Raw genomic sequence first — 26,146 nt, 5'->3', positions numbered from 1 at the left:
TGGACGGGTGGTTATGATTGGGAGAAGAGAGATGTTATTTTAGTATAGATAAAAGAAATGGCGGTTAATAATATTGTGAAATGTTACAAAAATATTACAAAATAAGATATAATTAAGGAAAGAAACCTTGCGGAATACTATACTATCGTTTATAATGAGGAGTGATATTGTAATAGGTGGTGTAAAAATGAAATATTGGATAAGAAAATTCGAGGCTACGATGTGGCTTGTTATTAAAATAATTCTATATTTATCATTGATGGGGGTGTTTATTCTGATTTTGTCAGAAGAAAATCCATCTTTAATTCGGTTGTCCAGAACGATGGGAATTACGATGACGACATTTGCTGTGGTCGGTATACTGTTTTTAAGGATTTACGGAATGTATGATGTCGGTCGAAGAAAAAGTAAACCGATTATATATTCAATTAGTTTGGCAACATTTTTTACGGATGCAGTTGTATATTTGCAATTGATGATTATGAATACGATTACTCCTAGTATTGCTGCGTTTAGATTAAGCAGTATAGGGGCATTAATAATAACATATATCGTACAGGTTATTATAATCGTTATCTTTTCATATGCGGGAAATGCATTGTTTTTCAAAATACATCAGCCGGAAAGTTGTTGTATTATTACATCTTCTCAGGAAAGTTTAGATTGTATCGTAAGAGCTATTTTACGTTTTAAGAAACAGTATAAAATTGACTATATTTTAGATTATAAAGATAAAGCAATATGGGAAACTATGGATAAAGCAGATACTGTATTTATTCAAGATGTTCCGATTGTGGAGAGAAGTAAAATCGTACAGTATTGTTACAAGAATAAAATTAATATTTATTTCAATCCGGAAATAGAAGATATTGTGGAGATGAATGCCAAGTACTATTTGCTTGATGATGTGTCCGTTTTAAATGCGAATGTAAAAGCGTGGACAATGGAACAGAGAATTGCAAAGAAACTTCTCGATATGGGACTTGCTATTGTGCTTGGAATTTTAACATCACCGATTTGGATTGTCAGTGCAATTGCAATTAAGTTATATGACGGAGGTCCGATTTTCTTTAAGCAAAAACGTGCAACATTAAATGGAAGAGTATTTGAAGTATATAAATTCCGTACAATGAAAGAAAATGTAGAAAACCGTTCGGTTACAGATGACGATGACAGAATTACAAAACCGGGAAAAATTTTAAGAAAAATTCGTATGGACGAACTTCCTCAGTTACTTAATATATTAAAAGGGGATATGAGCTTTGTAGGACCGCGTCCTGAAATGTTAGAAAATGTAAATGAGTATGAAAAACAACTTCCGGAGTTCAGATACCGTCTTCGTGTAAAAGCCGGTTTAACAGGATATGCACAGATTGCGGGAAAATATAACACAACACCGAAAGATAAACTTATTATGGATATGATGTATATTGAGCAGTTTAATATTTTAAAAGATATACAGTTGATTTTCCAGACATTTATTGTACTGTTAAAATCTGACAGTACGGAAGCGTTTAAAACAAATGGCGGTGGACAGGAATATGTTTTCCGTGCGGCAGAGAACGATGAAAAGGAGTATGAATAATGAAGAAATATGATTATGTCATTGTAGGCGGAGGATTATTTGCAGGGACATTTGCTTACTTTGCACACAAGCAGGGTAAAAAATGTTTAGTTGTGGAAAAAAGAGAAACATTGGGAGGAAATATTTACTGTGAAGATATGGAAGGAATCCATGTTCATAAATATGGCGCACATATTTTCCACACAAGTAACCGTAAAGTATGGGATTTTGTAAATGCATTAGTTGAATTTAACCGTTATACAAATTCACCGATTGCGAATTACAAAGGAGAAATTTATAATATGCCATTTAACATGAATACATTTAGTAAAATGTGGGGAGTGGCGACGCCGAAAGAAGCGAAAGAGATTATTGACAGACAACGTGCAGTAATTAGCGGAGAACCGCAGAATCTTGAAGAACAGGCAATAAGTCTGGTTGGAGAAGATATTTATAAGAAATTAATTAAGGGATACACTGAGAAACAATGGGGAAGAGATTGTAAAGAACTTCCATCATTTATCATTAAAAGATTACCTGTCAGATATACTTATGACAACAATTACTTTAATGATTTATATCAGGGTATTCCTATTGGCGGTTACAATGTTTTAATTGATGCGTTGTTTGAAGGATGCGATGTTGAACTTGGTGTAGATTACAATGAAAACAGAGAAAAATATAATGCTTTAGGTGAAAAAGTATTGTATACGGGAACTTTGGATTCACTTTATGATTTCTGTTATGGAAAATTGGAATACAGAAGTCTTCATTTTGAATCAGAAGTATTAAATGAAGAAAATCATCAAGGTGTAGCGGTTGTAAATTATACGGACAGGGAAACACCTTACACACGCGTGATTGAGCATAAACATTTTGAATATGGCACACAGGAAAAAACTGTCATTACGAAAGAGTATCCTGCAGACTGGAAAGAAGGAATGGAGCCATATTATCCGATTAACGATGAGAAAAATCAAGAATTGTATCAGAAATATAGAGAAAGAGCGGACAAAGAAAGCAATTTGATTTTAGGTGGACGTTTGGCAGAGTATAAATACTACGATATGGATAAAGTAATAGAGTCAGCATTTCAGTTGGTGGAAAAAGAGTTAGCATAGAAAAGATGAAAGTAGAAATGAGCCAGAGAGAAAAAGCGTTTGATATTGCAAAGGGAATAGGAATGTTGGCAGTTATTTTAGGTCATATGTCAATTCCGATAAAAATGGGAGATTTTATTTTTAGTTTTCATATGCCTTTATTCTTTTTGATTAACGGATATTTTTTCAAAAAAAAAGAAATTAGTAATACAAAGTATATTATAACAAAAATAAAAACGCTAATACTTCCATATATTATGACTTGCATTTTTGTGATTATATTTTCTACGCTGTTTCAACTACGTCAGGGAGTTGAAATGGCAGGAATTTTAGAAAATGTAAAATCATGGTTGTTAGCATCTGTTTATGGAAGTGGAACATTTACCCATTTTTTAAAATGGAATTTTAGAATAATTGGAGCAATTTGGTTTTTATTGGCAATGTTTTGGGCAGATGTGATTTTTCATTTCCTTTTGAAAAGTAAAAATCCATATGTGTGGGGAACAATAGTTTCTATAGTGGGTTATATTACTGCAAAAATAGTATGGTTGCCAATGAGTATTCAAGCAGGATTAAGTGCAATATTCTTTATTCAGATAGGATATTTTATAAAGCAGAAAAATATGTTGAAAGCATATGAAGATAATAGACAAGTAATTTGTTTGTCGGCAATATTTTGGGGATTAGCGGTTATATACAGTGGAAAACTTTATATGGTTGGAAATAATTATGGCGGGGGCTTCCTAGATGTGATAGGAGCTGTTAGTGCAACATTTTTGATTTTAAAGTTTTCAAAACTTCTTGAAAAGAGATGTGGAAAAATCGCAGAATTACTGAGTCTGTATGGGAAAAATTCTTTGATTGTATTATGCTTTCACTTAGTTGAATTAAATACATTCCCATGGTCTGTATTGAGCGGAAAATTTTCTTATCCTATAGTATTGGCAGTTGTATTTATAGGTAAAGTGATTTGGTCTATTGCCATGATTTATATAATACATAAAATAGCATTTTTAAGAAATGTATATTGTGGAAAACAAAAAGTAAACAATGAAAGGGGAGTATAGTAACTGGTTAGTAACTATACAAGAAAAAAGATGGAAAATAATATAAAAGTAAGTATCATTATGCCTGTATATAAAGTAGAAGAATATGTAGGAAAAGCCATTGAGAGTATTCAGGCACAGACATTAAAAGAATGGGAATTTTTGATTGTAGATGACGGAACTCCGGATAAGAGTGGTGAAATCTGTGATGCCTATGCAGAAAAGGATGACAGAATCCATGTGATTCACAAAGAAAACGGCGGTGCGCCAAGTGCAAGAAATATGGCAATCGAAATGGCAAAAGGAGAGTATTTCTATTTCCTTGATTCTGATGACTGGGCAGAACCGACTATGTTGGAAGATATGTATAACCTTGCTAAACGCGATAATGCACAACTGGTTGTAGCAGGATTTTATATTGACACATACTGTGGAAAAGATGGATATATGACAGACGACTATTATGTGGAAGATGCAGTTTATCCGAACAAAGAATCTTTCCGCAGAAATGCGTATAAATTGTTTGATAAAAATCTTTTATATACACCGTGGAATAAGTTGTTTGAAGCGAAATATGTTATGGAAAACAACTTGCGTTTCCCAACGACGTTTTGGGATGATTTTCCATTTAATGTAAGCGTGGTGAGAAATGTAGAGAGAGTTACGGTAACTTCTAAACAGTATTATCATTTCCTTAGAGCGAGAACAGAATCAGAAACAGCGGCATACAGACCGGGAATGTATGAGAAACGTGAAGAGGAACACGGCTGGATGGTGAACCTGTACAAAGAATGGAAAGTTGGCGGTCCGGAAAGTATGGAAATGATTGCCAGACGTTATATGGAACGTTTTGTAGGATGCGTAGAAAATATTACAAATCCAAAATGCGAGATGACAGCAAAAGAAAAGAAAAAAGAAATTAAGAAAATGCTGAAAAATCCAAGAATTAATGAAATGGGTAAATTGGCAAAACCACGTTCTTTATATATGAAAATATTGTTGCTGCCGATTAAATGGCATTGTACTTTCTTAACTTACTTGGAGGCAAAAACAATTACTTATGTAAAAACGAAAAACACAAAATTATTTACCAAATTAAAGGTGGGAAGATAATGGAAAATAAAATTGCAGTCAGTGTAATTGTTCCTGCATACAATGCGGAAAAAGTAGTTGAAAATTGTATAGGAAGTATTTTAAAACAGAATTTGAAAAACATTGAGATTATAGCAGTTGATGACGGAAGTAAGGATGCTACGAGAAAAGTTTTAGAAAAATTGGCAGACAGTGATAGCAGAGTTCGCTTAATCAAAAAGGACAAAAATGAAGGATTGAGCGCAGCAAGAAATTCAGCGTTGGAGATTGCGACAGGTGAGTATGTCGGATTTGTTGATGCGGATGACTGGGTAGAAAAGGATACTTTTGAAAAGATGTTCCTAGGCGGAAAAGGGGCGGACTTAATTGTATCAGGCTATAAGCATGATACAATGGATGAGAATAGAGAACAGGTTAATATCAGCAGAGAAGTAAAAATGCAGGCAGGATATTGGACTAAAAGAGAAGAAGTTATTTCAAAAGCCGCTTATATAGATACCGCTAAAATGTTCGCATACACATGGAATAAACTGTATAAAAAAGAAATCATAGAAAAAAGGCAACTATCCTTTTCAAAACAGGTTTTAATCGAAGATTTTATGTTTAACACAGAATTTTGGGATGAAATTTTAACACTGTCTGTTGTGGATTGTACGGGCTATCATTATGTGAAGGCGTCAAAAGATGCGTTAACACAGAGGTTTTTACCGGATTTTCTTGAGATTATGAATTTGAGATTTGATTGTATGAAAAATCTTTTGGAGAAAAATGGCGTGTATACAGGAAAGTGCAAAGAGCAGACTGCAAACATATATATTAAACACGCTATTGCAGGTATTGTGCGAAATTGTTCGCCGGCAGGAAACTATAGTTTTAAAGAACAGTATATGCGTGTGAAAAAATTGCTAAGGGACGTCCATTCTAAAGAAGCGTGTCAGAATGCAAGAGGAAATTCTAAACAGGAAAAAGTATGTAATTTAGTATTTAAAAGTAAAATTGCGATAGCCAATTTATTATTGGGAAAAACGATATATGCGATGCAGACAAAATCAAAAACAGCATTTGATAAATTAAAGTAGTGGAGAATATCTGATGAAGAAGATAATGTTTGTTTCATGGGATATGAGTATTTTAGGTGGAATCAATCAAGTATTGGTTGGTTTGGCGAATAAACTAAGTAAAGATTATGAGGTTTATATAGTATCTCTGGTAAAAAGTGGTACAGAAACAAAATATGTGCTTAATTCCCAAATAAAAGGATTGGAATATATTTCCGAAGAGGATTGCAGAGGAAGAGAACTCCTCATAAAAGGAAGAAAAAAATTAAGAAAACTGATTAAAGAAAAGCAAATTGATATTTTGTTTTTAATGGGATTTCAAGTTTCACTTCCGGTAATTTTAATGACACTAGGTTTGAAATGTAAAAATATCTTTTGTGATCATGAGGCGTTATTGAGCAGATGGCATGAAAGGAAAATTACAATAGTGCGTTATATTACTTCTGTTTTTTCTAAGAAAGTAATTACTTTGACAAAACAAAATGCAGAAGATTATAAAGAAAAATTTAGATTGTCTGATAAAAAAGTAGGTTTTATTTATAATAGCATAACGGAAGAAATTTTGAATACTCGTGCGGAGTATAATTCTGAATCTAAAATTATTTTATCCGTAGGAAGATTTAGTAAAGAAAAAGGGTATGACAATTTAGTTGAAGTTGCAAAAAGGGTATTAAGGAAACATGAGGAATGGAAATGGTATATTTATGGAAATGGGGATACATTTTCAGAGATAGAACAACAAATAAAAGATGAGAAATTAAATAATCAGGTTGTTCTAAAAGGGGAGGTATCAGATGTTTCATCCATTTATGGACAGGCAGCAATGTTTGTTTTGACCTCGTATAGAGAAGGTCTGCCATTGGTTTTGTTGGAAGCAAAAGCAAACCATTTACCATGTGTTAGTTTTGATATTATAAGCGGTCCGAACGAGATTATTCGAGATGGAATGGATGGCATTCTTATTCCTCCATATGACAAAGAAAAAATGGCGGAGGCGATAGAAAATTTGATTTATGATGCTTCATTAAGAGAAAGAATGTCAGAAAAAGCAGAAGAAAATTTATCAAAATTTTCTGAGAACGAGATTATTAAACAATGGAAACAGTTAATAGAAGAAATATAAAAGAAGGTGAATAGGTGAAAAGTTTGTTTTGGGAAAAGGGTGAGTTTAAATTTTGGATATTATTGCTATGTGCATATCACTTTTTTCCTTTTATTACGACAAAAGGGAGTATAGTGTTATATATATGGGCATATATTATTCCTCTTGCGTATATTGCATTGAATTTGAATTACCTGAAAAAAATAGTTTCGTCTATTGCACATTCAGAAGCATTGATTTGTGTATCGGGAATAGTTATATTAATTTGTTTAAGTTTAGTTATACCGGTTATGTATAATACCGGAGATTTTACTTATCTGACAGATTCAATATTAGGTATGGTGAAAATTTTAATAAGAATGTTATTTATAGTTCTTGTAATTATTAAAAACGTACCGGAAGCAACAAAAGAAACATTTATGAAATATTTCATATATTCTTGTTGCTTATACATATGCAGCACAATTATTATGATGCTATTTCCGGGGATAAAGGATGTTTTTTATCAGTTGATAAAAGAAAGTGATCATTCTAAATTAATGGCTATGGATGCAAGATATAAAACAAGATATGGCTGGGGTGGATTTTCAGGTTTTGAGTATACATTTAAATGTGTGCTGGCTATTATATTTAACAGCTATCTTATTGAAACGAGAATCAAACAAAAACGAATTTGGATAAATGTGGGAATTTCATTATTCTTGTTAGTGGGAACTTTGTTTTATGGAAGAGTAGGTTCATTATTTGGCGGCTGTGTATTAGTTGTATTATTTATTAGGCTTATGAAAAAACGTCCTAAGATTTTAGTCGGCGTAATTGTAGCGGGAGTGATGGGATGTATTGCACTTTTTATTTTGCAAAGTAGAAATGATACGATTAAAACATGGTTTAACTGGGCGTTTGATTTATTTGTTACTTTTGCAAAAACAGGAAAGTTTGAAACAGAGTCGTCTAATGTGTTGTTAGAGCAGATGTTGTTTCTTCCTGAGATAAGAACCATTTTATTCGGCGATGGAATGTACACAACTTTAAAAGGATATTATATGTCAACAGATGCCGGAATTATGAGGTCATTGCTATTTGGTGGTATAGGTTTTGCCTTATTGAGATATTTAAGTTTCTATATACCACTGGGATTAAGACTATTTAATACAGGAATGAAATCAGCAAACAAAACAATGTATTTATGGGTGTTATTGCTTTGTATCGTATTTGAGGTAAAAGGAGAAATACTTTTTTCATGTATACCGATATTTATATGGATAATGGCACTGGAACAATATGAACGATGGAGGAAAAAAGAATGGAGAGAGATTTAAGTTTTGGAAGATTATTTAAGATGTACATCTTAAATATTTGGGTGATTATTTTAGCAGGTGTTATTGTTGCAGGAGCAATGGGAGTTGTTTTAAAAGGAAAATCCGAAGCAACAGTTACACAAAGTGTTTATTTAGTATATGATTTAGAGGCAGAACAGAAAGAAACAATAGAAACAAAAAGAAATGTTTTTTTTGACGCTTATAAAGGGCTGATAAGTGGAAATACATTAGTGAACTCAAATGAATTTTCAAAAGAAGAAAAAGCACTTTTGAGTGGAATTACAACAGAGGTAGAATCAAGTTGTTATACACTTACAATGTCAGCTCAAGATGTAAAAGAAGATGAGAAATTATTAAATCGTTATGTGGAAGCATCTGAAAAATGGATGCAGGAAAAATACAAAGACAACAGTATCAGTGTGGAAACATTTAAGAAAACAGCTACAAGCAGTGAAGGTGGAGTAAGTATCATGAAATTAGTTTTAGGCTTCATTGCAGGTGCGATTTTAGCAGCATTAGGACTTTTTATTTGGTTTGTATCGGATAAAAAAATCAGAACAGAGGAAGATGTGCAGTATTATACGGAACTTGAATGTTTGGCTACAGTAAAAAGGAGATAGTTATGGGAAAAACAACAGTTGATATTGAAAACTTAAGAGAAATTGTCTTGTTATCTGAAGATAAAGTTTGGGGAATTACCAGTTTATCGAAAAAGACAGGAAAAACTTTTGTAGCACGCAAACTTGTGGAAAGTTTATCAAAAGCAGGGAAAAAGGTTGTATATTTGTCTTTCAAAAAAGAAAGTGGAGAGGAAACAAAAAACTTTTTAGAAAAAGAGTTGAAAAATGCTGAGAGTGTATCAGGATTAGTAAAAAGTGTTGTTTTAAAGGATATGTTCCATTTAGAAGAGATTGTGTATAGTGAAAAGTTTACGCAACTGGTTAAAGAATATCAAGAAGACTATGATTATATCATTATGGATATGATGAGTATGGAAGAGAACAGTATTGCTAAGAGAATCGCAAGTGTTTGTGAAAACAATTTTATTGTGGTTGAAAAAGACTGTGAAGATGGAGCAGAAGTAGGAAAGATGGTACATCAGTTAAAAGCATTAAACATTCGTTTGGCTGGAGTAGTTTTGAATGAGTACCATGAAAAAAAGAAATGGCTTAGAATGTAAGGAGGAACAAAATGAGAACATATTTGGTAACAGGTGGAGCAGGATTTATCGGTTCAAATTATATTCATTATATGTTAAAAACATATGGGGAAAATATTAAAGTTATTAATGTGGACAAGTTAACTTATGCGGGAAATTTGGAAAATTTATCAGAGGTGGAAAATCTTCCAAACTATGAGTTTGTAAAAGCAGATATTTGTGACAGGGAAGCAATTGAGAAAATATTTGAAGAAAATGATATTGATCGGGTAGTACACTTTGCAGCAGAAAGCCATGTGGATAGAAGTATCAAAGAACCGGAAATATTTATTAAAACAAATGTATTGGGAACATTGGTTCTGTTAAATGCGGCAAAAAAAGCATGGGAAGTTAGCGACGGTGTTTACAAAGAAGGCAAGAGATTTCTTCATGTATCTACAGATGAAGTATATGGTTCTCTTGAAAATAATGATGAGTATTTTTATGAAACAACGCCATATGATCCACATAGTCCATATTCCGCAAGTAAAGCATCTTCTGACTTTTTAGTGAAATCATATATGGACACATATCATTTTCCGGCAAATATTACAAATTGCAGTAATAACTACGGACCATATCAATTTCCAGAGAAGTTGATTCCGCTTGTAATTAATAATGCATTAAAGGGAGAAAAACTTCCAGTATACGGTGATGGCAAAAATGTAAGGGATTGGTTATATGTAGAGGATCATGTAAGGGGAATTGATGCTGTTCAAGAAAAAGGAAGATTATATGAAACATATAATATTGGTGGGCATAATGAAAAACAAAATATTGAAATTATACACATCATTTTAGACACGCTACTAGAACTCTTACCGGAAAGTGATGAGAGAAGAAAAAATATTTCAAAATCACTCATTACGTATGTGACAGATAGAAAGGGACATGATAGACGTTATGCAATCGCACCGGATAAGATAGAAAAAGAAGTAGGCTGGACGCCTGAAACGAAATTTGAAGTGGGAATTAAGAAAACAATTCAGTGGTATTTGGAGCATGAAGACTGGATGAAAAATGTTACAAGTGGTTCTTATCAGAAATACTACAAGGAAATGTATGGAAATAGATAGTGTATATATTGAAAAATGAAATATACAGTACATTTTAATATGTGGGGGAGTAACATGGAAAAGAATAGGAAAGCAATAGAAAATCCTAAAATTAGAGCGATGCTGTTTACCTTTTTGATAGGAATTACAATACATTTGTTTGGGTTAGTGACGATCATGCATAACCATGATAATATATCTGTTACGCCTTACGGTTATGGGACAGGAATAGAATCAGGACGTTGGGCATTAACTATTTTGGGAGATTTAATACACAATGTATGGGGAGATTATAATATACCATATGTGAATGGGATTATATTTATTCTTTTGTTATCTCTTTTAGTAGGGGTAGTAATGGAAATTTTTCAAATTAAATCTTGGAAAATAGGTACTTTAATAGGTGCGATTTTTGTTTCTTTTCCAACTACAACAGCTACTTTATTTTATAGATATACAGTTGTACACTATGGCGTGGCTATTTTATTAGCAGCAGTGGCAGTTTTGGCTTTGGAAAAAATAAAATATGGCTCAGTAATATCAGTAATTTGCATAGCAGTTTCACTAGGGATATATCAAGCGTATTTACCGTTTACGATTAGCCTTATGGTATTGCTTTTAATTAAGAAATCTTTAGAAAAAACAAATTATAAGAAAATCTTGTGTAGAGGAATATATTATTGTTTTATTTTATGTGTCGGATTGGCATGCTATTATGCTAGTTTAAAAGTTTGTCTGAACATTTATGATGTATCTTTGGGCAGTTATCAAGGTGTTTCAGAAATGGGAAAAATAAATTTAAAGGACATTCCTCAGTTGATGATGAAAACGTTTGTTTCTTTTTGTAAAATGCCTTTATCGGACTATTGTAATTTATCATCTACTGCTATACTGGAAATAGGATATATATTGTTAGGGATTACAACTGTTTTTGCACTATTTTATTTTTGCAAAAAGTATAAAAAAATACAGATGACAGCGGTAATCATATTATTAATGGTTCTTTTTCCGTTTGCTGTTAACTTTATTGTTGTAATGTGTCCTAATAGTAATATTTATACATTGATGGTTCTGGGATTTTCGGTGGTTTTATTAATGCCGGTAGTAATATATAATACAGTGCCAGTCGATACTAAGATTTGGAAGATGTGTAAAAAGAGTTCAATAGTTATTCTCATTATTATATTATGTAATTATGCATATCAAGCAAATGTCAATTATACGGCGATGTATTATACAAATCAACAGACGGAAAACTATTTGAATTCATTAGTGACTCAGGTTAGGATGTCAGAAGGATTTGACACTTCTAAAAAGTGGGTGTTTATAGGAAGTAAAATATAAGATCCTCTAGTTTGGAACTCTTGGGGACAAGTAGAGATGTATGGAGGAATGGAAAAGAATCTATTGAATTCTTATACGAGAAATGTATGGATTCTCAATTATTTTGGGTATTTTATACCTACTGCTGATGAAAATACCGTTAGACAATTTGAGAAAAATAAGGAAGTAATTAATATGCCGTGTTGGCCTAATGCTAACTCCATTAAGGTAATTGATGACGCAATAATAATTAAATTGGAAAATGTAAATTAGTATTAAAATAAACTGTACATGATGAAAGAATTGGAGATGAAAATATGAAAAAAAGAAAAGGAATTATTCTTGCAGGAGGCACGGGAAGTAGATTATACCCCCTGACAAAAGTAATCTCAAAACAAATCGTTCCTGTATATGACAAGCCGATGATTTATTATCCATTATCTATTTTATTGTTGGCAAATATTAGGGAAATTTTAATTATTTCTACACCAAAAGATATTGATGGATTTAGAAATTTGCTAGGGGATGGACATAAGATGGGAATTGAACTTTCCTATGCCGTTCAAGAACAGCCGAATGGTTTGGCAGAAGCATTTATTATTGGAGAAGATTTTATTGGAGATGATGATGTAGCATTAATTTTAGGAGATAATATTTTCTACGGACAAAGTTTGTCGGATGTACTGAAGAATGCTACAGAAAGAACGGAAGGCGCAACTATTTTCGGGTATTATGTAAAAGAACCAAGTGCATATGGTGTTGTTGAATTTGATGATGACTTAAATGTATTGTCAATTGAAGAAAAACCGGAAAACCCGAAAACAAATTATGCTGTTCCGGGGTTATATTTTTATGATAACGATGTCGTGGAAATTGCAAAGACCGTAGAACCTTCAGCAAGAGGAGAGAAAGAAATTACAAGCGTAAATAATGAATACTTAAAAAGAGGAAAACTAAAAGTAGAACTGCTTGGCAGAGGATTTGCATGGCTTGATACGGGAACACCGGACGGATTGTTAGAAGCAGCAAATTTTGTTGCGACTTTCCAGAAAAGACAGGGCTTATATGTGTCTTGTATAGAAGAGATAGCATATAAGAGAGGATTTATTGATAGTGAACAGTTGGAAAAACTGGCTTTGGAATTACCTAATACACCGTATGGGGAGTATTTGTTGGAAATAGCCAAAGGACATTAGTGAAATAAAGAGGAAGAAAAATGAAACAGGATTTACTTGTAACGATTATTGTTCTGACATATAAAGATTTTAGCGGATTAAATAAGACGATGGAAGCAATTCTTGAGCAGACTTATCAAAATATAGAAATTATTATTAGTGATGACGGCTCAGAAAACTATCAAGAAGAAATGTTTTTACCATTTAAAAGAAAAGCGGAAGAAAGAAATAAAAAAATTATTTTGAAACATCTTGATCAAAATGAAGGAACGGTAAAAAATATTAATGGAGCATTAGAATTAGCTACAGGAGATATTATTGGCTTCTTAGGATGTGGAGATTATTATGCTTCAAGAGAGATTATTAAAGAGGTAGTAGAGGAGTTTCTTAAGAAAGAGGCGGAAGTTGTTACAGGAAAAATGCAGGGGATTTCTGTTTCTAATCCTCAAAAAACAACGTGTTTACCGGAGAAACATCTTATTAAACTGTTAAAAGAAGGAAATAGGGATAAGATTTATCAGAAGATGTTTAATGAAAATTGCTTTTGTGCTCCGGCGACATTTTATAAAAAAGAAGTTTATGATAAAGTTGGAAAATATGATGAAAGAATGAAACTCATCGAAGATTATCCATTTATGTTTAAACTGGTTTTAAATCATATAAAAATAGTTTTTATGGACAAGTATATTACGATTTATTTGTTCGACGGTGTTTCAAGTGGCAAACAAAGTCCGGCGATTTGTGCGGATTTGGAAAAAATAAAGAAATATGTATTGTTGCCACATATAACAGAATGTGACCGAAAGGGAAGAAGATTGTTTTTATATAATTATAAAAGAAAGAGCACAAAAACGATAACAGGAAAAATGCGTATAGCAATAAAATATTTTGACCAATTTTTATATTGGCAGTATAAACGTGTTGTCGGTATTTGTAAGGCACAGAGGCGGAAATAATGATTTGTAATACAAAATTGATTGAATTTAAAGATATTGTAAATACAAAAAATAGCACAAAATATATGGGGCATTTAGTACCAATTGAAGTTGGAATGGATATTCCTTTTGTAGTAAATAGGTTGTACTATATCACAGATGTTCCGCAAAATGAAACAAGAGGGTATCACTCACATAATGATTTAGAGCAGGTGCTTATTTGTTTGCATGGAAGTGTTACCATCAAAGTAAATACACCGTATGAAGAAGAACATATTGTTTTGGATAAGGTAAATAAGGGATTGTATATCGGACCTATGGTCTGGAGAGAAATGTATGATTTTTCGGAAGGTGCAGTGTTGCTTGTGTTAGCATCAAAACACTATGATGAGGAAGATTATATAAGAGATTATGAGGAATACTGTCAAATGGCAGAAGCATATTTTGGAGGAGGAAAAGCAGATGATACCATTTAATGATTTTCATATTATGCACAAAGAATTAAGAAATGAAATGGGAGAAATGTTTCAACAGGTGTTTGATAAGAATTGGTTTATTCAAGGAGAGCAGGAAGAAACATTTAATAAAAAATTTGCTCAGTATTGCGGAGCAAAATATTGTATAGGTGTAGGAAATGGTTTGGAAGCATTGCGAATGATTCTTCAGGCTTATGATATTGGGGAAGGTGATGAAGTCATTATTCCTTCAAATACATTTATTGCTACTGCATTAGCAGTGACATATGTGGGAGCGAAACTTGTTTTTGTAGAACCGGACATTGCAACATATACAATTAATCCGGAATTAATTGAGGAAAAAATTACGGATAGAACAAAGGCCATAATAGCAGTTCATTTATATGGACAAACTTGCGACATGGATTCTATTATGGAAATTGCTAAGAAATATAATTTAAAAGTAATTGAAGATGCTGCTCAGGCACATGGTGCTGAATATAAAGGGAAAAGGGCAGGAAGTTTAGGAGATGCAGCAGGATTTAGTTTTTATCCAGGGAAAAATCTGGGCGCTTTGGGAGATGCAGGAGCAATTACAACAAATGATGAAGAATTGGCAAGAAAAGTTCGTGCTATTGGAAACTATGGTTCAGAACAGAAATATAACCATATTTACAAAGGAACGAATTCAAGATTAGATGAGATGCAGGCCGGATTTTTAAATATCAAACTGAATCATTTAGATAAATGGAATGAAAGAAGAAGAGAAATTGCGAATCGTTATCTGAATGAAATCAAAAATCCTAATATTGTGTTACCGACAGTAAAAGAAGACAATGTGCCGGTATGGCATATTTTTGCAATTCGTTCAGAAAAAAGAGAAGAATTAATCAAATATCTTTCAGAAAACAATATAGGAACAATGATACACTATCCGATACCAATTCATTTGCAAAAGGCATATGAGGACTTAGGATGTAAACAGGGAGATTATCCAATTGCAGAAAAAATTTCAAACGAACAGATTAGTTTACCTATGTTCTATGGATTAAAGGACGAAGAAGTAGATCATATCATATCATGTTTGAATGCGTGGAAATAAATAGAGGTATGTACATGAAAAAAGGAAAAAATGTTATTTTAGAAGATGGTGTTTTTGTAGGAAAGGACGTTATCTTAGGGGATAATGTGTATATTGAGCGTGGAACAATTATCCATGATAATGTAGAAATTGGTGCCAATACTTTTGTTGGTGCCAATAGCATTCTTGGAGAACATCTTGCAGGATATTACAAGGACAGAGAAAATTTTAAACAGCCTAAATTAAGTATTGGAGAAGGAAGTCTTATTCGCAGTGGTGCGATTATTTACGGGGATGTAAAAATTGGAAAAGAATTTCAGACGGGACATCGCGTTACAATAAGAGAAAATACAACAATTGGAGATTTTGTAAGGATAGGAACAAATTCGGATATTCAAGATGGGGTTGAAATTGGAAATCATGTTAATATCCACAGTGATGTATTTATTAGTGCGGACAATAAGATTCATGATTATGTCTGGATTTGTCCAAGGGTATTGTTTGCCAATGATTTCACACCGCCATCAAATGAAATCAAAGGATCAACGGTTGAGAGTTTTTCAACAATCTGTTCCAATACAATTATTTTACCGGGAACGCATATCAGAAAAAATGTTCTGGTTTGTGCTGGTGCAGTTATGGGTGGTGATTCTGAAGAAGGATTTGCATATGTAGGAGTTCCTGCAAAAAAGGGAAAACCGACAAGTGAAGTGAAAAACCACATTACAGGGGAAGAAGCATATCCATGGCCATTACATTTTGATAGAGGAATGCCATGGAAAAAAGAGTCATTTGAAGAATGGAGTAATTCATGAAACGTTTTATAAATTTATATAAAAATTTATCGAATGAAGCAAAGGCGTCAGCATGGTTTGTCGTATGTAATATTATTCAAAAAGGAATATCCTTTTTTACAATCCCTATATTTACACGACTATTAACAACAGAAGAATATGGTATGACAAATGTATACCAGTCATGGATGAGTCTTATTGTTATTTTTGCGACTTTGAATTTGCAATATGGTGTTTTCAATACGGCAATGATTAAGTTTGAAGAAGACAGAGATAGATTTATTTCTTCTTTACAGGGATTAAGCACAGCATTTACGGCGGGGATTTTTGTCATTTACTTTATAGCGCATAAAAGTTGGGATTCTTTATTAGGACTTCCATTTGTACTTATGTTGACAATGTTTATTGAATTATTTACTTCACCGGCTTTGGGATTTTGGTCAGGAAAACAGCGATTTGATATTAAGTATAAAGGACTGGTATCATTAACACTTCTGATTGCGGTGTTAAGTCCAATTATAGGAATTTTATTAGTTATACCTGCTGAAAATAGAGGAGTGGCACGTATTATAGGATGTGCTATGGCAAATATTCTTGCCGGTCTAATCTTATATTTTTATAACTGGAAAAAAGGGAAATCTCTATATGTAAAAGAATACTGGATTTTTGCTTTGAAATTTAATTTGCCGCTTATTCCATATTATTTATCGCAGATGGTATTTAATCAGTCAGATAGATTGATGATTGACTATTTAAGTGGTAGAGATAAGGCAGGAATTTATGGAGTTGCATATTCCATGGGGTTAGTTTTGAATTTTGTTATTAATGCAATTAATGGTTCATTTGTTCCATGGACATATAAAAGCATCCGTGATAAGAAGCAGAAAAATATTAAAAATATTGCGAACGGAATTTCTGTGTTAGTTGCAGTTATGTTAAGTTTGCTTATTTTGGTAACACCTGAATTAATGAAATTTATTGCAGGACCGGAATACTATGAGGCGATTTGGGTTGTGCCGCCAATTGCGGCCAGTCTGTTCTTTTTATTTATGTCTCAGTTGTCTATTAATATTGAATTTTATTTTGGAGAAAATACATTATTAATTAAAGGGTCAATTATTAGTGCGATTGTCAATGTGGTACTAAATCTTATTTTCATTAAAGTATTTGGCTATATTGCAGCAGGATATACAACTTTAATAGCATATATTATTTTCTGCCTGACAAATTATTCATGTATGAAAAAAATATGTAAAAAAGAGTTCGGGGAAGAAAATTGGAAATTATATGATACAAAATTTTTGAGTATGTTAAGTATAGGATTTTTGATAACTATGGTTGTGATGACAGTGTTGTATCCATTTGTTATCGTAAGATATGTAATTATTGTTGCTATTTTGTTCGTATTATTCTTGAAACGTAAACTTATAATCGAGAAAATAAAAGAAGTTCGTAAAGGATAAAAAAGAAGGGCTATGGGAATGTTAAACAGGTTTAAAGCAAAAGTAAATGAAATATATTTGGATAGTACGATACCATATAATAATATAAGCAAAAAAATGGTATATGCCTTAAAGCAACGTGTGACAAAGGAAGATTTTAAAAGTTTTCAAAAACTAAGAAATCTTAAAAAAAGGCAGCATAATCCGGATAAAAAAATCAAAGTAGTATTTTTGTTACAAATGCCGGAGGTATGGGAAAAACAACAGATTGTATATGAAGAAATGAAAAAAAGAGATAATATAGAAACAATTATCTTTACCATTCCGGAATATGACATAAAAACAGGCAAACATAAAAAAGACATTGCTTATGATTATGCGGTAAAAGAAGAATTAACGAAAATTATTCAATCTGAGAAAAATGGAAGTTGGGTTTCATTAGAAGACTTGAAGCCGGATTATGTTTTCTATCAAAGACCATACGAGGCATATCTTCCGGAAATATATCGAAGCAAAAATGTTTTGGAATATGCAAAAACCTGTTACATACCATATGCGATTTTTGCATCTATATCAAGTGCGATGAATTTAGAATATGAAAGAGGATTTGCACGTAATATTTATTATCATTTTGTTAGTAATTTGGAGTTAGAGCATTTAGTGAAGCGTAAATTTTCGATCACGTCAAAAAAGGGATTACGACAGGTTAAATATTTAGGAGTTCCTATTTTAGAAAGCGTCTTAAAGAATAAAATAAATTGCAAAAATAATACAGTATGGAAAAATTGGGGAAGTGAGCAAGAGCAGTTAAAAGTGTTATGGACGCCAAGATGGACTGTTGACGAAAAATTAGGCGGAAGTCATTTCTTTGATTATAAAGATGAATTTACGGCGTTGGCACAAAGCGATAAACAAATATATTTGGCGTTTCGTCCGCATCCAATGGCATTTGATAATTATGTAAAAGAAAATTTGATGTCTGTAGAGGAAGTAGAAAAGTTAAAAAAAGAATATGCAGAAACACCTAATATGGTTATTGATAATCAGAGAGGTTATGTTGATACATTTTGGGGAGCAGATGTACTTATTACAGATATTTCCTCTATGATGATGGAATTTTTTGTGACGGGTAAACCAATTATTTTTTGTGGCACAAATATGGCATTAGACTCTTTACATAAAGAGGTAGTAGAAACGCTATATAAAGGAACTACATGGCAGGAAATACAAGGAACGATAAACCAATTGAAGTCGGGAAATGATTATTTGCAGGAAAAAAGAAATCAGGTGATTAAAAAGCGGTTTGCAAATATGGATAAAACATCAGAAAAAATAGTTGATGCGATAGAGAAGGATTATCAAATTTCTTGTGAAATAAATTAAAAAATGTTATACTAGTCAAAGCATAGTAGAAAAATAAGGAGATTTTGTTATGGCAAATATAAAACCTTTTTGTAGTGTTCGTCCAAATGAAACTTTGGCAAAAGAAATTGCAGCACTCCCATATGATGTTTATAACAGGGAAGAGGCAAAACAGGTAGTGGAAAAAAATCCAAAATCTTTTTTGAAAATAGATAGGGCGGAAACGCAATTTGACGATGATTTTGATATGTACAGTGAGGAAGTATATCAGAAAGCACATGATACATTAGTACGGATGATTGAGGATGGAGAGTTCGTCAAAGACGAAACCCCATGTTTTTATATGTATGAATTAATTATGAATGGAAGAGCGCAGACGGGGATTGTAGGTTGTGCTTCGGTAGATGATTATTTGAATAACATTATTATGAAACATGAGAATACAAGAGAAGATAAAGAATTGGATCGTATTCGTCATGTGGATACTTGTAGTGCGCAGACAGGTCCGATTTTCCTTACTTACCGTGCAAACAATGACATAAATCATATTGTGACAGAAAAGAAAAAAGAAAAACCTTTATATGATTTTGTTGCTGAAGACGGTATTTCACATCGCGTTTGGAGAATTGATACAGTTCAGGAAGTAAATAGAATAGCAGAATTGTTTGCAGCAATACCACATATTTACATAGCGGATGGGCATCATAGAGCAGCATCAGCGGTAAAAGTTGGATTGAAAAGAAGAGAAGAAAATCCTAATTATACAGGAACAGAAGAATTTAATTATTTCTTATCCGTACTTTTTCCTGACGAAGAACTTATGGTTATGGACTACAATAGAGTTGTAGAAGATTTGAATGGTTATACAAAAGAAACATTTCTAAAAGCGTTAGAAAAAGACTTTTCAATTTGTACTCAAGGGAAAGAGCCGTATGCACCTAAAATGAAAGGTGAGATAGGTATGTTTTTAGGAGATGAATGGTATTCTCTTACTTTTAAAGGAGAGGTATCAGAAAATCCTGTAGAATCTTTAGATGTATCGGTTTTACAGAATAAAGTTTTGGAACCATTATTAAATATTAGAGATCCGAAAACAGATAAAAGAATAAAATTTATCGGAGGAATCAGAGGTTTAAAAGCATTGGAAGAGCAGACAAAAGATGGTGTAGCATTTTCAATGTATCCTACTTCTATGCAGGAACTTTTTGCGGTATCTGATGCAGGACTTCTTATGCCGCCAAAATCCACATGGTTTGAACCTAAACTACGAAGTGGATTATTTATTCATCAAATTTAGTTGTGAGGATAAGCAGAAAGGAAGATAAAAATGCAGGCGATTATTTTGGCAGCGGGAATGGGAAAACGCTTAAAAGAATTAACGAGTAATGCAACAAAGTGCATGGTTGAGGTAAATGGAGTAACAATGATTGAAAGAATGTTATCTCAGTTAGATGCACTAAAATTAAATAGAATAGTAGTGGTAGTAGGATATGAAGGAAAAAAACTGATGGAATACATTGGAAGCCTGAATATCTCTACACCAATCGAATATGTAGATAATGATATTTATTATAAAACAAATAATATTTACTCCTTATATATGGCAAAAGATTATTTAGTACAAGATGATACATTGTTGTTGGAATCTGATTTGATTTTTGAAGATTCAGTGCTACAGCGTTTATTGGACAATCCATACCCAAGTCTTGCATTAGTTGCAAAATTTGAAAGTTGGATGGATGGAACTGTAGTTACATTAGATGAAGAAGATAACATTAAAAACTTTTTAGGAAAAAAAGATTTTGTTTTTGAAGATATTCCAAACTACTACAAGACAGTTAACATTTATAAGTTTAGCAAAGAATTTTCTAATAGCCATTATGTTCCGTTTTTGGAAGCATATAGTAAAGCGTTAGGAAATAATGAGTATTATGAACAGGTTTTAAAAGTGATTACTTTATTGGACAAACCTGAAATTAAGGCAGAACGTCTAGGACATGAATCATGGTATGAGATTGATGATGTACAGGATTTGAATATTGCAGAGTCCATTTTTGCTACAAAAGAGGAAAAATTAAATAAGTTTAACAGAAGATTTGGAGGGTACTGGAGATATCCTCAACTAATTGATTTTTGTTATTTAGTAAACCCATTTTATCCTAATCAAAAACTTATGGATGAGATTAAAGCAAATTTTGAAAGATTGCTTTGTGAATATCCTTCTGGAATGGAAATTAATAGTCTTTTAGGCGCAAAATACTATGGCTTGCATAAAGAGCAGGTTTGTGTTGGAAATGGTGCAGCCGAATTAATTAAATCGTTGATGGAAAATCATGAAGGTAAAATAGGTATGATTTATCCGACATTTGAAGAGTATCCACATCGTAAAAAGGAAGAAGAGATTGTTCCATACTGGATCGAAAGTAAAGATTTTAGATATTCTGCAGACGATTTAATGAATTTTTATGAGGATAAAGACATTCAATTTTTAGTATTGATTAATCCGGATAATCCTTCAGGAAACTATATTGAGAAAAAAGATGTATTAAGAGTTGCTGAATGGGCAGAAAAGAAGGGGATTAAATTTGTTGTAGATGAATCTTTTGTAGATTTTGCTGAAACAGAAGAAAGTTCTACTTTGTTAGAAGAAGAAATTATAAAGACATATAATAATTTGATCGTAGTAAAAAGTATTTCTAAATCTTTTGGAGTTCCGGGATTACGTTTAGGAATTTTAGCATCAAATGATTTACAGTTAATTGCAGATATGAAAAAAGATGTTGCGATTTGGAATATCAACTCATTTGCAGAATTTTATATGCAAATTTTTGAAAAATATAAATCTAACTATGAAGAAGCATTGGCAAAATTCAAAGAAGTTCGTAAAGAATATGTAGAGATGTTAAATGGAATTGAATATTTGAGAGTAATTCCGTCACAGGCAAATTATTTAATGTGCGAACTTACAGGCAAGATGACAAGTAGAGAACTTACAGAAGTATTATTGAATGAATATAATATTTTAATTAAGGATTTGTCGTCTAAAAATGGATTTTCAGGGAAATCATATATTAGGGTAGCAGTAAAACGCCCTGAAGAAAATGTGAAATTAGTAGAGGCGATTAAGTCAGTATTGGTATAAAAGAAAGGAAGTTACATGAAGATTATTACATTTGATGATATTCTTAAGTTGAATATTTCCCCTTTTGAGTGTTTTGAATGGGTTTCTAATGCGATAGAAGAAAAAAAAGAGGCATTGCTTCCGGCTAAGATTAGTTTAAAACCAGAAATCGAAGGTGTTTTTTATAATACAATGCCAGTTATTCTTCCATCCATCAATTATGGTGGAGTAAAACTTGTAACAAGATATCCAAAAAGGAACCCAAGTCTTGACAGTGAAATATTATTATATGACTTAGAAACAGGAAACAATGTTGCCTTGATGGATGGAAACTGGATAACGACAATGCGTACAGGGGCAGTTGCAGCACATTCCATAAAATTATTGGCTAATCCGGAATTTTCAATTATTGGCTTTATTGGCTTAGGAAATACTGCACGTGCAACATTGAAAGTACTTTTATCTATTTTTCCTGAAAAACATTTTAAAATTAAACTGAAGAAATATAAAAATCAACATGAATTATTTCAACAGGTATTTTCTGAATATCCGAATATTACTTTTTCATATCATGATGAGATAGAAGAAGTAATAAAAGGAAGTGAGGTTGTTGTTTCGGCAGCAACAGTTTTTGAGGAAGATGTCTGTTCGGATGATTGCTTTGATGAAGGAGTATTGTTAATTCCAATTCACACAAGGGGATTTACAAATTGCGATTTGTTTTTTGATAAGGTTTTTGCGGACGACACAAGTCATGTGAAAGGATTTAAAAATTTTAACCAATTTAAATCTTTTGCTGAAATTTCAGATGTTGTATTAAATAATGTGTGTGGGCGTGAAAACAACAAAGAAAGAATTTTAGTATATAATATTGGAATTGCTTTGCATGATATGTATTTTGCAGGAAAAATTTATGAAAAAATGGAAGAGTGCATGGAAATTTCGCTAAATGCACCAACAGAAAAATTTTGGATAGAATAATTAGAAGTGCTGGTTATATAAAAGTAAGAAAGAAGAAAATAGAAAGTAAAGGAATCTGCCGATTTAGGCAGTTTCTTTTATGTACAGGGGAGATTTGATGAAAAAGGTTATAAATTATAGATAGAAGAAAGGAAGAGAAGAATGAATCAAATAAAATTATCATTAATAGTACCGTGTTATAATGAACAAGATAATATTCAACCTTTTTTTGAGTCTGTAAAAGAAGAATTTTCTGATGTTTCTTATACATATGAAGTGATTTTTGTTAATGATGGTAGTAAAGATGATACATATAATAGATTAAAAAATTTATATAATGAAAATTTAAAAAGCAATATAACCGTAATAAATTTTTCGAGAAATTTTGGCAAGGAAGCAGCCATGTATGCCGGATTAAAAGAAGCAAGAGGAGAATACTTGAGCATTATTGATGCTGATTTGCAACAACCGCCATGTATAGTGAAAAGAATGGTGCATATGCTAGATGAAAATGAAGCGACAGACTGTATAGCGGCTTTTCAAGAAGAAAGAATTGAAAATAAGTTGATTTCATTATTGAAGGGAACATTTTATAAAGTTATAAATAGAGTGACCGAGATAGAATTTAAATCCGGAGCGAGTGATTTTAGAACATTTCGTAGAGGGGTTGCTGAATCACTTTTAGATATGAAAGAAAATTTCAGATTTTCTAAAGGTTTATTTTCATGGATTGGATTTGAAACGGAATACATATCGTATATTCCGGAAGAACGATTTGCAGGAGCAACAAAATGGTCTTTTAAAAAATTGTTAAAGTATGCATTAGATGGAATTGTTTCTTTCACAGTAGCACCGTTGAAAATTGCTTCTTTTTTGGGAAGTATATTATCACTTATTTCACTAATATATTTAATTGTGATTTGTGTGCAAAAGATATTTATGGGGATTTCTATACCAGGGTATGCTACTTTGGTTTGCTTGATACTTTTGCTTGGTGGCGTTGAGTTAATTATTTTGGGGATTATGGGTGAGTATTTAGGAAGAATTTATTTACAGGTTAAAGAAAGACCAATTTATATTTCTAAATCGATATTGAAACATAGTGATAGGGAAGAGGGAGTCGGCGATTTAGAGGCAGACGAAAAGAAGGGGAAAAACTAGTATATGTATAAAAAGATAAAAGAATTATTTGACGCATCTATGCTCAAATTTATAATAGTGGGGATAATTAATACGATTGTAGGAACAACAATTATGTTTGTTTTATATAATGTTGCACATTGTGGATATTGGTTTTCGTCGGGGATGAATTATTTTTTGACAAGTATTTTGAGTTATTTTTTAAATAAATATTTTACATTTCAGAATAAAACAAAATCATGGAAAATGGTAATAAAATTCATCTTAAATATTGTCGTATGCTATTTCTTGGCATATGGATTAGCAAAACCGCTGGTGAAATTATTGCTTGTTGGAAATAAAAACGTTATTGATAATATTTCTATGATTATTGGTATGGTATTTTTTACCGGATTAAATTATTTGGGACAAAGATTTTTTGCATTTAAATAAATTTGTATATAGCGGTTAAAAGGGATAAGGAAAATTCCACCACTTTATATTGTAATCCCCTTTAACATGGTGTATAATATTTAAGGTATATGCAAACATAAGAAAAAAGAGGTAAATATATGGCGAAGAAAGAAGCGGGAAGCCCGAAGCGAGCAAGGGCTGCACGAAGTAGACGGCGAAGAAGAAAACGCGGAAACTGGTTTCTCAGATTAAGTATCGGGAAGAAAGTTGCAGTTTGCCTGTTAGGAGTTCTGATTTGTCTTATTGCATCAGGTGTTATATATGTATCAGCAAAGTTAAACAAGTTAAATACAGAAGAAATTCCTAAGAAAAATATTGCAGTGAATGATTTGGATGAAGGTGTAGGAGAAGGATTTACGAATTTTGCACTTTTTGGAAGTGATTCCAGAGCAGCAGGGTCTGACGAGGGAACGAGAACAGACTGCATTATTGTGGCAAGTTTAAATAATAAAACAAGAGAAGTAAAAATGGTATCGGTATACCGTGACTCACTTTTGGACATAGGTGAAGGAGAACTTCAAAAGTGTAACGGAGCATATAGTTTCGGCGGTCCAAAACAGGCGATTGATATGTTGAATACCAATTTAGACCTTGAAATTGAAGATTATGTAACGGTAGATTTTGCGGCTATTTCGGACGTGATTGATTTGCTTGGCGGTGTGGAAATTGAAGTTACCGAAGTCGAAGTGCCATATTTGAATAAATTTTTAGGTGAAACTGCACAAATTGCCGGAAAGAAAGCAAATCGTGTGACAAAAGCAGGAATGCAGACGCTGGATGGAGTGCAGGCAACCACATATGCAAGAATACGTTCCACAAAAGGCGGAGATTTTAAAAGAGCAGAACGCCAGAGATATGTAATTGAAAAAATGGTAGAAAAGGCGTTGAGAGCGGATTTGGCAACAATCAATAAAATTATTGACATAGTGTTGCCGAAGATTAAGACAAGCCTTTCAGCAACAGAAATTTTAGATTATGCAAAATCTTTTAATAAATACAAATTAGGAGATAACATTGGATTTCCAATAGAGAAAACGACCGATACATTGCCGGGCTTAGGAAGCATTGTTATTCCGGTAAAATTGGAAAATAATGTTGTGCAGTTGCATGAATTTTTGTATGGTGAGGAAGAATATGAACCATCTTCTCAAGTACGTTCGATTAGCAGAAAAATAGAGAGAAAAGTTGGAAAGAGAGTGGTTGATCCGGAAACCCAGTGGGAAAGTCCAAGCGACAAGAAAAAGAATGAAGGTGTCGCTAAGCCAGAAGAGCAGATGGAAACGCAGCCAAAAGTTCAGATAAATTAAATGAGATAAAAAGATTGTGTTTAGCACAATCTTTTTATGCTATCAGGGAAACATAATAGTTATA

General features: G+C 32.5%; 24 protein-coding genes. All 24 read left to right on the top strand.

The window, feature by feature from the left end:
• Window positions 1-187: 187 nt before the first annotated feature.
• The 24 genes from ACYPXO_RS02905 (at window position 188) to ACYPXO_RS02790 (ending at window position 26,082) form a co-directional block, all read left to right on the top strand.
• Window positions 188-1,585, top strand: coding sequence for a sugar transferase (locus ACYPXO_RS02905; protein WP_459639189.1), 1,398 nt, complete (start codon window positions 188-190; stop codon window positions 1,583-1,585).
• The gene (glf, locus tag ACYPXO_RS02900) at window positions 1,585-2,685 is read left to right on the top strand and encodes a UDP-galactopyranose mutase (protein WP_459639188.1); all 1,101 of its coding nucleotides are present in this window, start codon (window positions 1,585-1,587) and stop codon (window positions 2,683-2,685) included. The genes ACYPXO_RS02905 and glf overlap by 1 nt, the downstream gene beginning before the upstream one ends.
• Before the next feature lie 5 nt (window positions 2,686-2,690).
• Window positions 2,691-3,731 (top strand): acyltransferase family protein, encoded by a 1,041-nt coding sequence (locus ACYPXO_RS02895; protein WP_459639187.1) that lies wholly within the window; start codon window positions 2,691-2,693, stop codon window positions 3,729-3,731.
• Window positions 3,732-3,761: 30 nt separating this feature from the next.
• Window positions 3,762-4,823 (top strand): glycosyltransferase family 2 protein, encoded by a 1,062-nt coding sequence (locus ACYPXO_RS02890; protein ID WP_459639186.1) that lies wholly within the window; start codon window positions 3,762-3,764, stop codon window positions 4,821-4,823.
• On the top strand, window positions 4,823-5,881 hold the full coding sequence (locus ACYPXO_RS02885) for a glycosyltransferase family 2 protein (RefSeq protein WP_459639185.1): 1,059 nt from the start codon (window positions 4,823-4,825) through the stop codon (window positions 5,879-5,881). Before ACYPXO_RS02890 ends, ACYPXO_RS02885 begins: the two co-directional genes overlap by 1 nt.
• 13 nt (window positions 5,882-5,894) lie before the next feature.
• Entirely contained in the window at window positions 5,895-6,983 is a 1,089-nt protein-coding gene (locus ACYPXO_RS02880) for a glycosyltransferase family 4 protein (RefSeq protein ID WP_459639184.1), read from the top strand.
• A gap of 113 nt (window positions 6,984-7,096) precedes the next feature.
• Window positions 7,097-8,281, top strand: coding sequence for a hypothetical protein (locus ACYPXO_RS02875; RefSeq protein ID WP_459639183.1), 1,185 nt, complete (start codon window positions 7,097-7,099; stop codon window positions 8,279-8,281).
• On the top strand, window positions 8,266-8,901 hold the full coding sequence (locus ACYPXO_RS02870; protein WP_459639182.1) for a YveK family protein: 636 nt from the start codon (window positions 8,266-8,268) through the stop codon (window positions 8,899-8,901). Before ACYPXO_RS02875 ends, ACYPXO_RS02870 begins: the two co-directional genes overlap by 16 nt.
• Before the next feature lie 2 nt (window positions 8,902-8,903).
• Window positions 8,904-9,461, top strand: a complete 558-nt coding sequence (locus tag ACYPXO_RS02865; protein WP_459639181.1) for a P-loop NTPase family protein — start codon at window positions 8,904-8,906, stop codon at window positions 9,459-9,461.
• Between the two features lie 11 nt (window positions 9,462-9,472).
• Window positions 9,473-10,555: a dTDP-glucose 4,6-dehydratase gene (gene rfbB / locus ACYPXO_RS02860; protein WP_459639180.1), complete on the top strand. Its 1,083-nt coding sequence runs from the start codon at window positions 9,473-9,475 to the stop codon at window positions 10,553-10,555.
• Between the two features lie 54 nt (window positions 10,556-10,609).
• Window positions 10,610-11,878 carry a glucosyltransferase domain-containing protein gene (locus ACYPXO_RS02855; RefSeq protein ID WP_459639179.1) on the top strand — a complete coding sequence of 423 codons (1,269 nt, stop codon included), beginning with the start codon at window positions 10,610-10,612 and terminating at the stop codon, window positions 11,876-11,878.
• Between the two features lie 296 nt (window positions 11,879-12,174).
• Complete coding sequence (gene rfbA / locus ACYPXO_RS02850) at window positions 12,175-13,053, top strand: glucose-1-phosphate thymidylyltransferase RfbA (protein WP_459639178.1); 879 nt, start codon at window positions 12,175-12,177, stop codon at window positions 13,051-13,053.
• Between the two features lie 20 nt (window positions 13,054-13,073).
• Window positions 13,074-13,988 (top strand): glycosyltransferase, encoded by a 915-nt coding sequence (locus ACYPXO_RS02845; protein ID WP_459639177.1) that lies wholly within the window; start codon window positions 13,074-13,076, stop codon window positions 13,986-13,988.
• Window positions 13,988-14,443 (top strand): sugar 3,4-ketoisomerase, encoded by a 456-nt coding sequence (locus ACYPXO_RS02840; RefSeq protein WP_459639176.1) that lies wholly within the window; start codon window positions 13,988-13,990, stop codon window positions 14,441-14,443. Before ACYPXO_RS02845 ends, ACYPXO_RS02840 begins: the two co-directional genes overlap by 1 nt.
• Window positions 14,430-15,524 carry a DegT/DnrJ/EryC1/StrS family aminotransferase gene (locus tag ACYPXO_RS02835; protein WP_459639175.1) on the top strand — a complete coding sequence of 365 codons (1,095 nt, stop codon included), beginning with the start codon at window positions 14,430-14,432 and terminating at the stop codon, window positions 15,522-15,524. The genes ACYPXO_RS02840 and ACYPXO_RS02835 overlap by 14 nt, the downstream gene beginning before the upstream one ends.
• Window positions 15,525-15,538: 14 nt before the next feature.
• Window positions 15,539-16,318 (top strand): DapH/DapD/GlmU-related protein, encoded by a 780-nt coding sequence (locus tag ACYPXO_RS02830; protein WP_459639174.1) that lies wholly within the window; start codon window positions 15,539-15,541, stop codon window positions 16,316-16,318.
• Entirely contained in the window at window positions 16,315-17,760 is a 1,446-nt protein-coding gene (locus ACYPXO_RS02825) for a lipopolysaccharide biosynthesis protein (RefSeq protein ID WP_459639173.1), read from the top strand. Before ACYPXO_RS02830 ends, ACYPXO_RS02825 begins: the two co-directional genes overlap by 4 nt.
• 18 nt (window positions 17,761-17,778) lie before the next feature.
• Window positions 17,779-19,122 (top strand): CDP-glycerol glycerophosphotransferase family protein, encoded by a 1,344-nt coding sequence (locus ACYPXO_RS02820; RefSeq protein ID WP_459639172.1) that lies wholly within the window; start codon window positions 17,779-17,781, stop codon window positions 19,120-19,122.
• Between the two features lie 49 nt (window positions 19,123-19,171).
• On the top strand, window positions 19,172-20,398 hold the full coding sequence (locus tag ACYPXO_RS02815; RefSeq protein ID WP_459639171.1) for a DUF1015 domain-containing protein: 1,227 nt from the start codon (window positions 19,172-19,174) through the stop codon (window positions 20,396-20,398).
• A gap of 30 nt (window positions 20,399-20,428) precedes the next feature.
• Window positions 20,429-22,243: an aminotransferase class I/II-fold pyridoxal phosphate-dependent enzyme gene (locus ACYPXO_RS02810; RefSeq protein ID WP_459639170.1), complete on the top strand. Its 1,815-nt coding sequence runs from the start codon at window positions 20,429-20,431 to the stop codon at window positions 22,241-22,243.
• A gap of 15 nt (window positions 22,244-22,258) precedes the next feature.
• Window positions 22,259-23,203 (top strand): ornithine cyclodeaminase, encoded by a 945-nt coding sequence (locus ACYPXO_RS02805; RefSeq protein ID WP_459639169.1) that lies wholly within the window; start codon window positions 22,259-22,261, stop codon window positions 23,201-23,203.
• Window positions 23,204-23,344: 141 nt separating this feature from the next.
• A complete protein-coding gene (locus tag ACYPXO_RS02800) occupies window positions 23,345-24,343 on the top strand; it encodes a glycosyltransferase family 2 protein (protein ID WP_459639168.1) in 999 nt (332 codons plus the stop codon).
• Between the two features lie 3 nt (window positions 24,344-24,346).
• The gene (locus tag ACYPXO_RS02795) at window positions 24,347-24,754 is read left to right on the top strand and encodes a GtrA family protein (protein WP_459639167.1); all 408 of its coding nucleotides are present in this window, start codon (window positions 24,347-24,349) and stop codon (window positions 24,752-24,754) included.
• Between the two features lie 119 nt (window positions 24,755-24,873).
• Window positions 24,874-26,082, top strand: a complete 1,209-nt coding sequence (locus ACYPXO_RS02790; RefSeq protein WP_459639166.1) for an LCP family protein — start codon at window positions 24,874-24,876, stop codon at window positions 26,080-26,082.
• Window positions 26,083-26,146: the final 64 nt, after the last annotated feature.

The sequence above is a fragment of the Faecalimonas canis genome (assembly GCF_054601575.1).
Note: the sequence above shows the minus strand (reverse complement) of the source record. Positions and strands in the feature narration are given on the sequence as shown.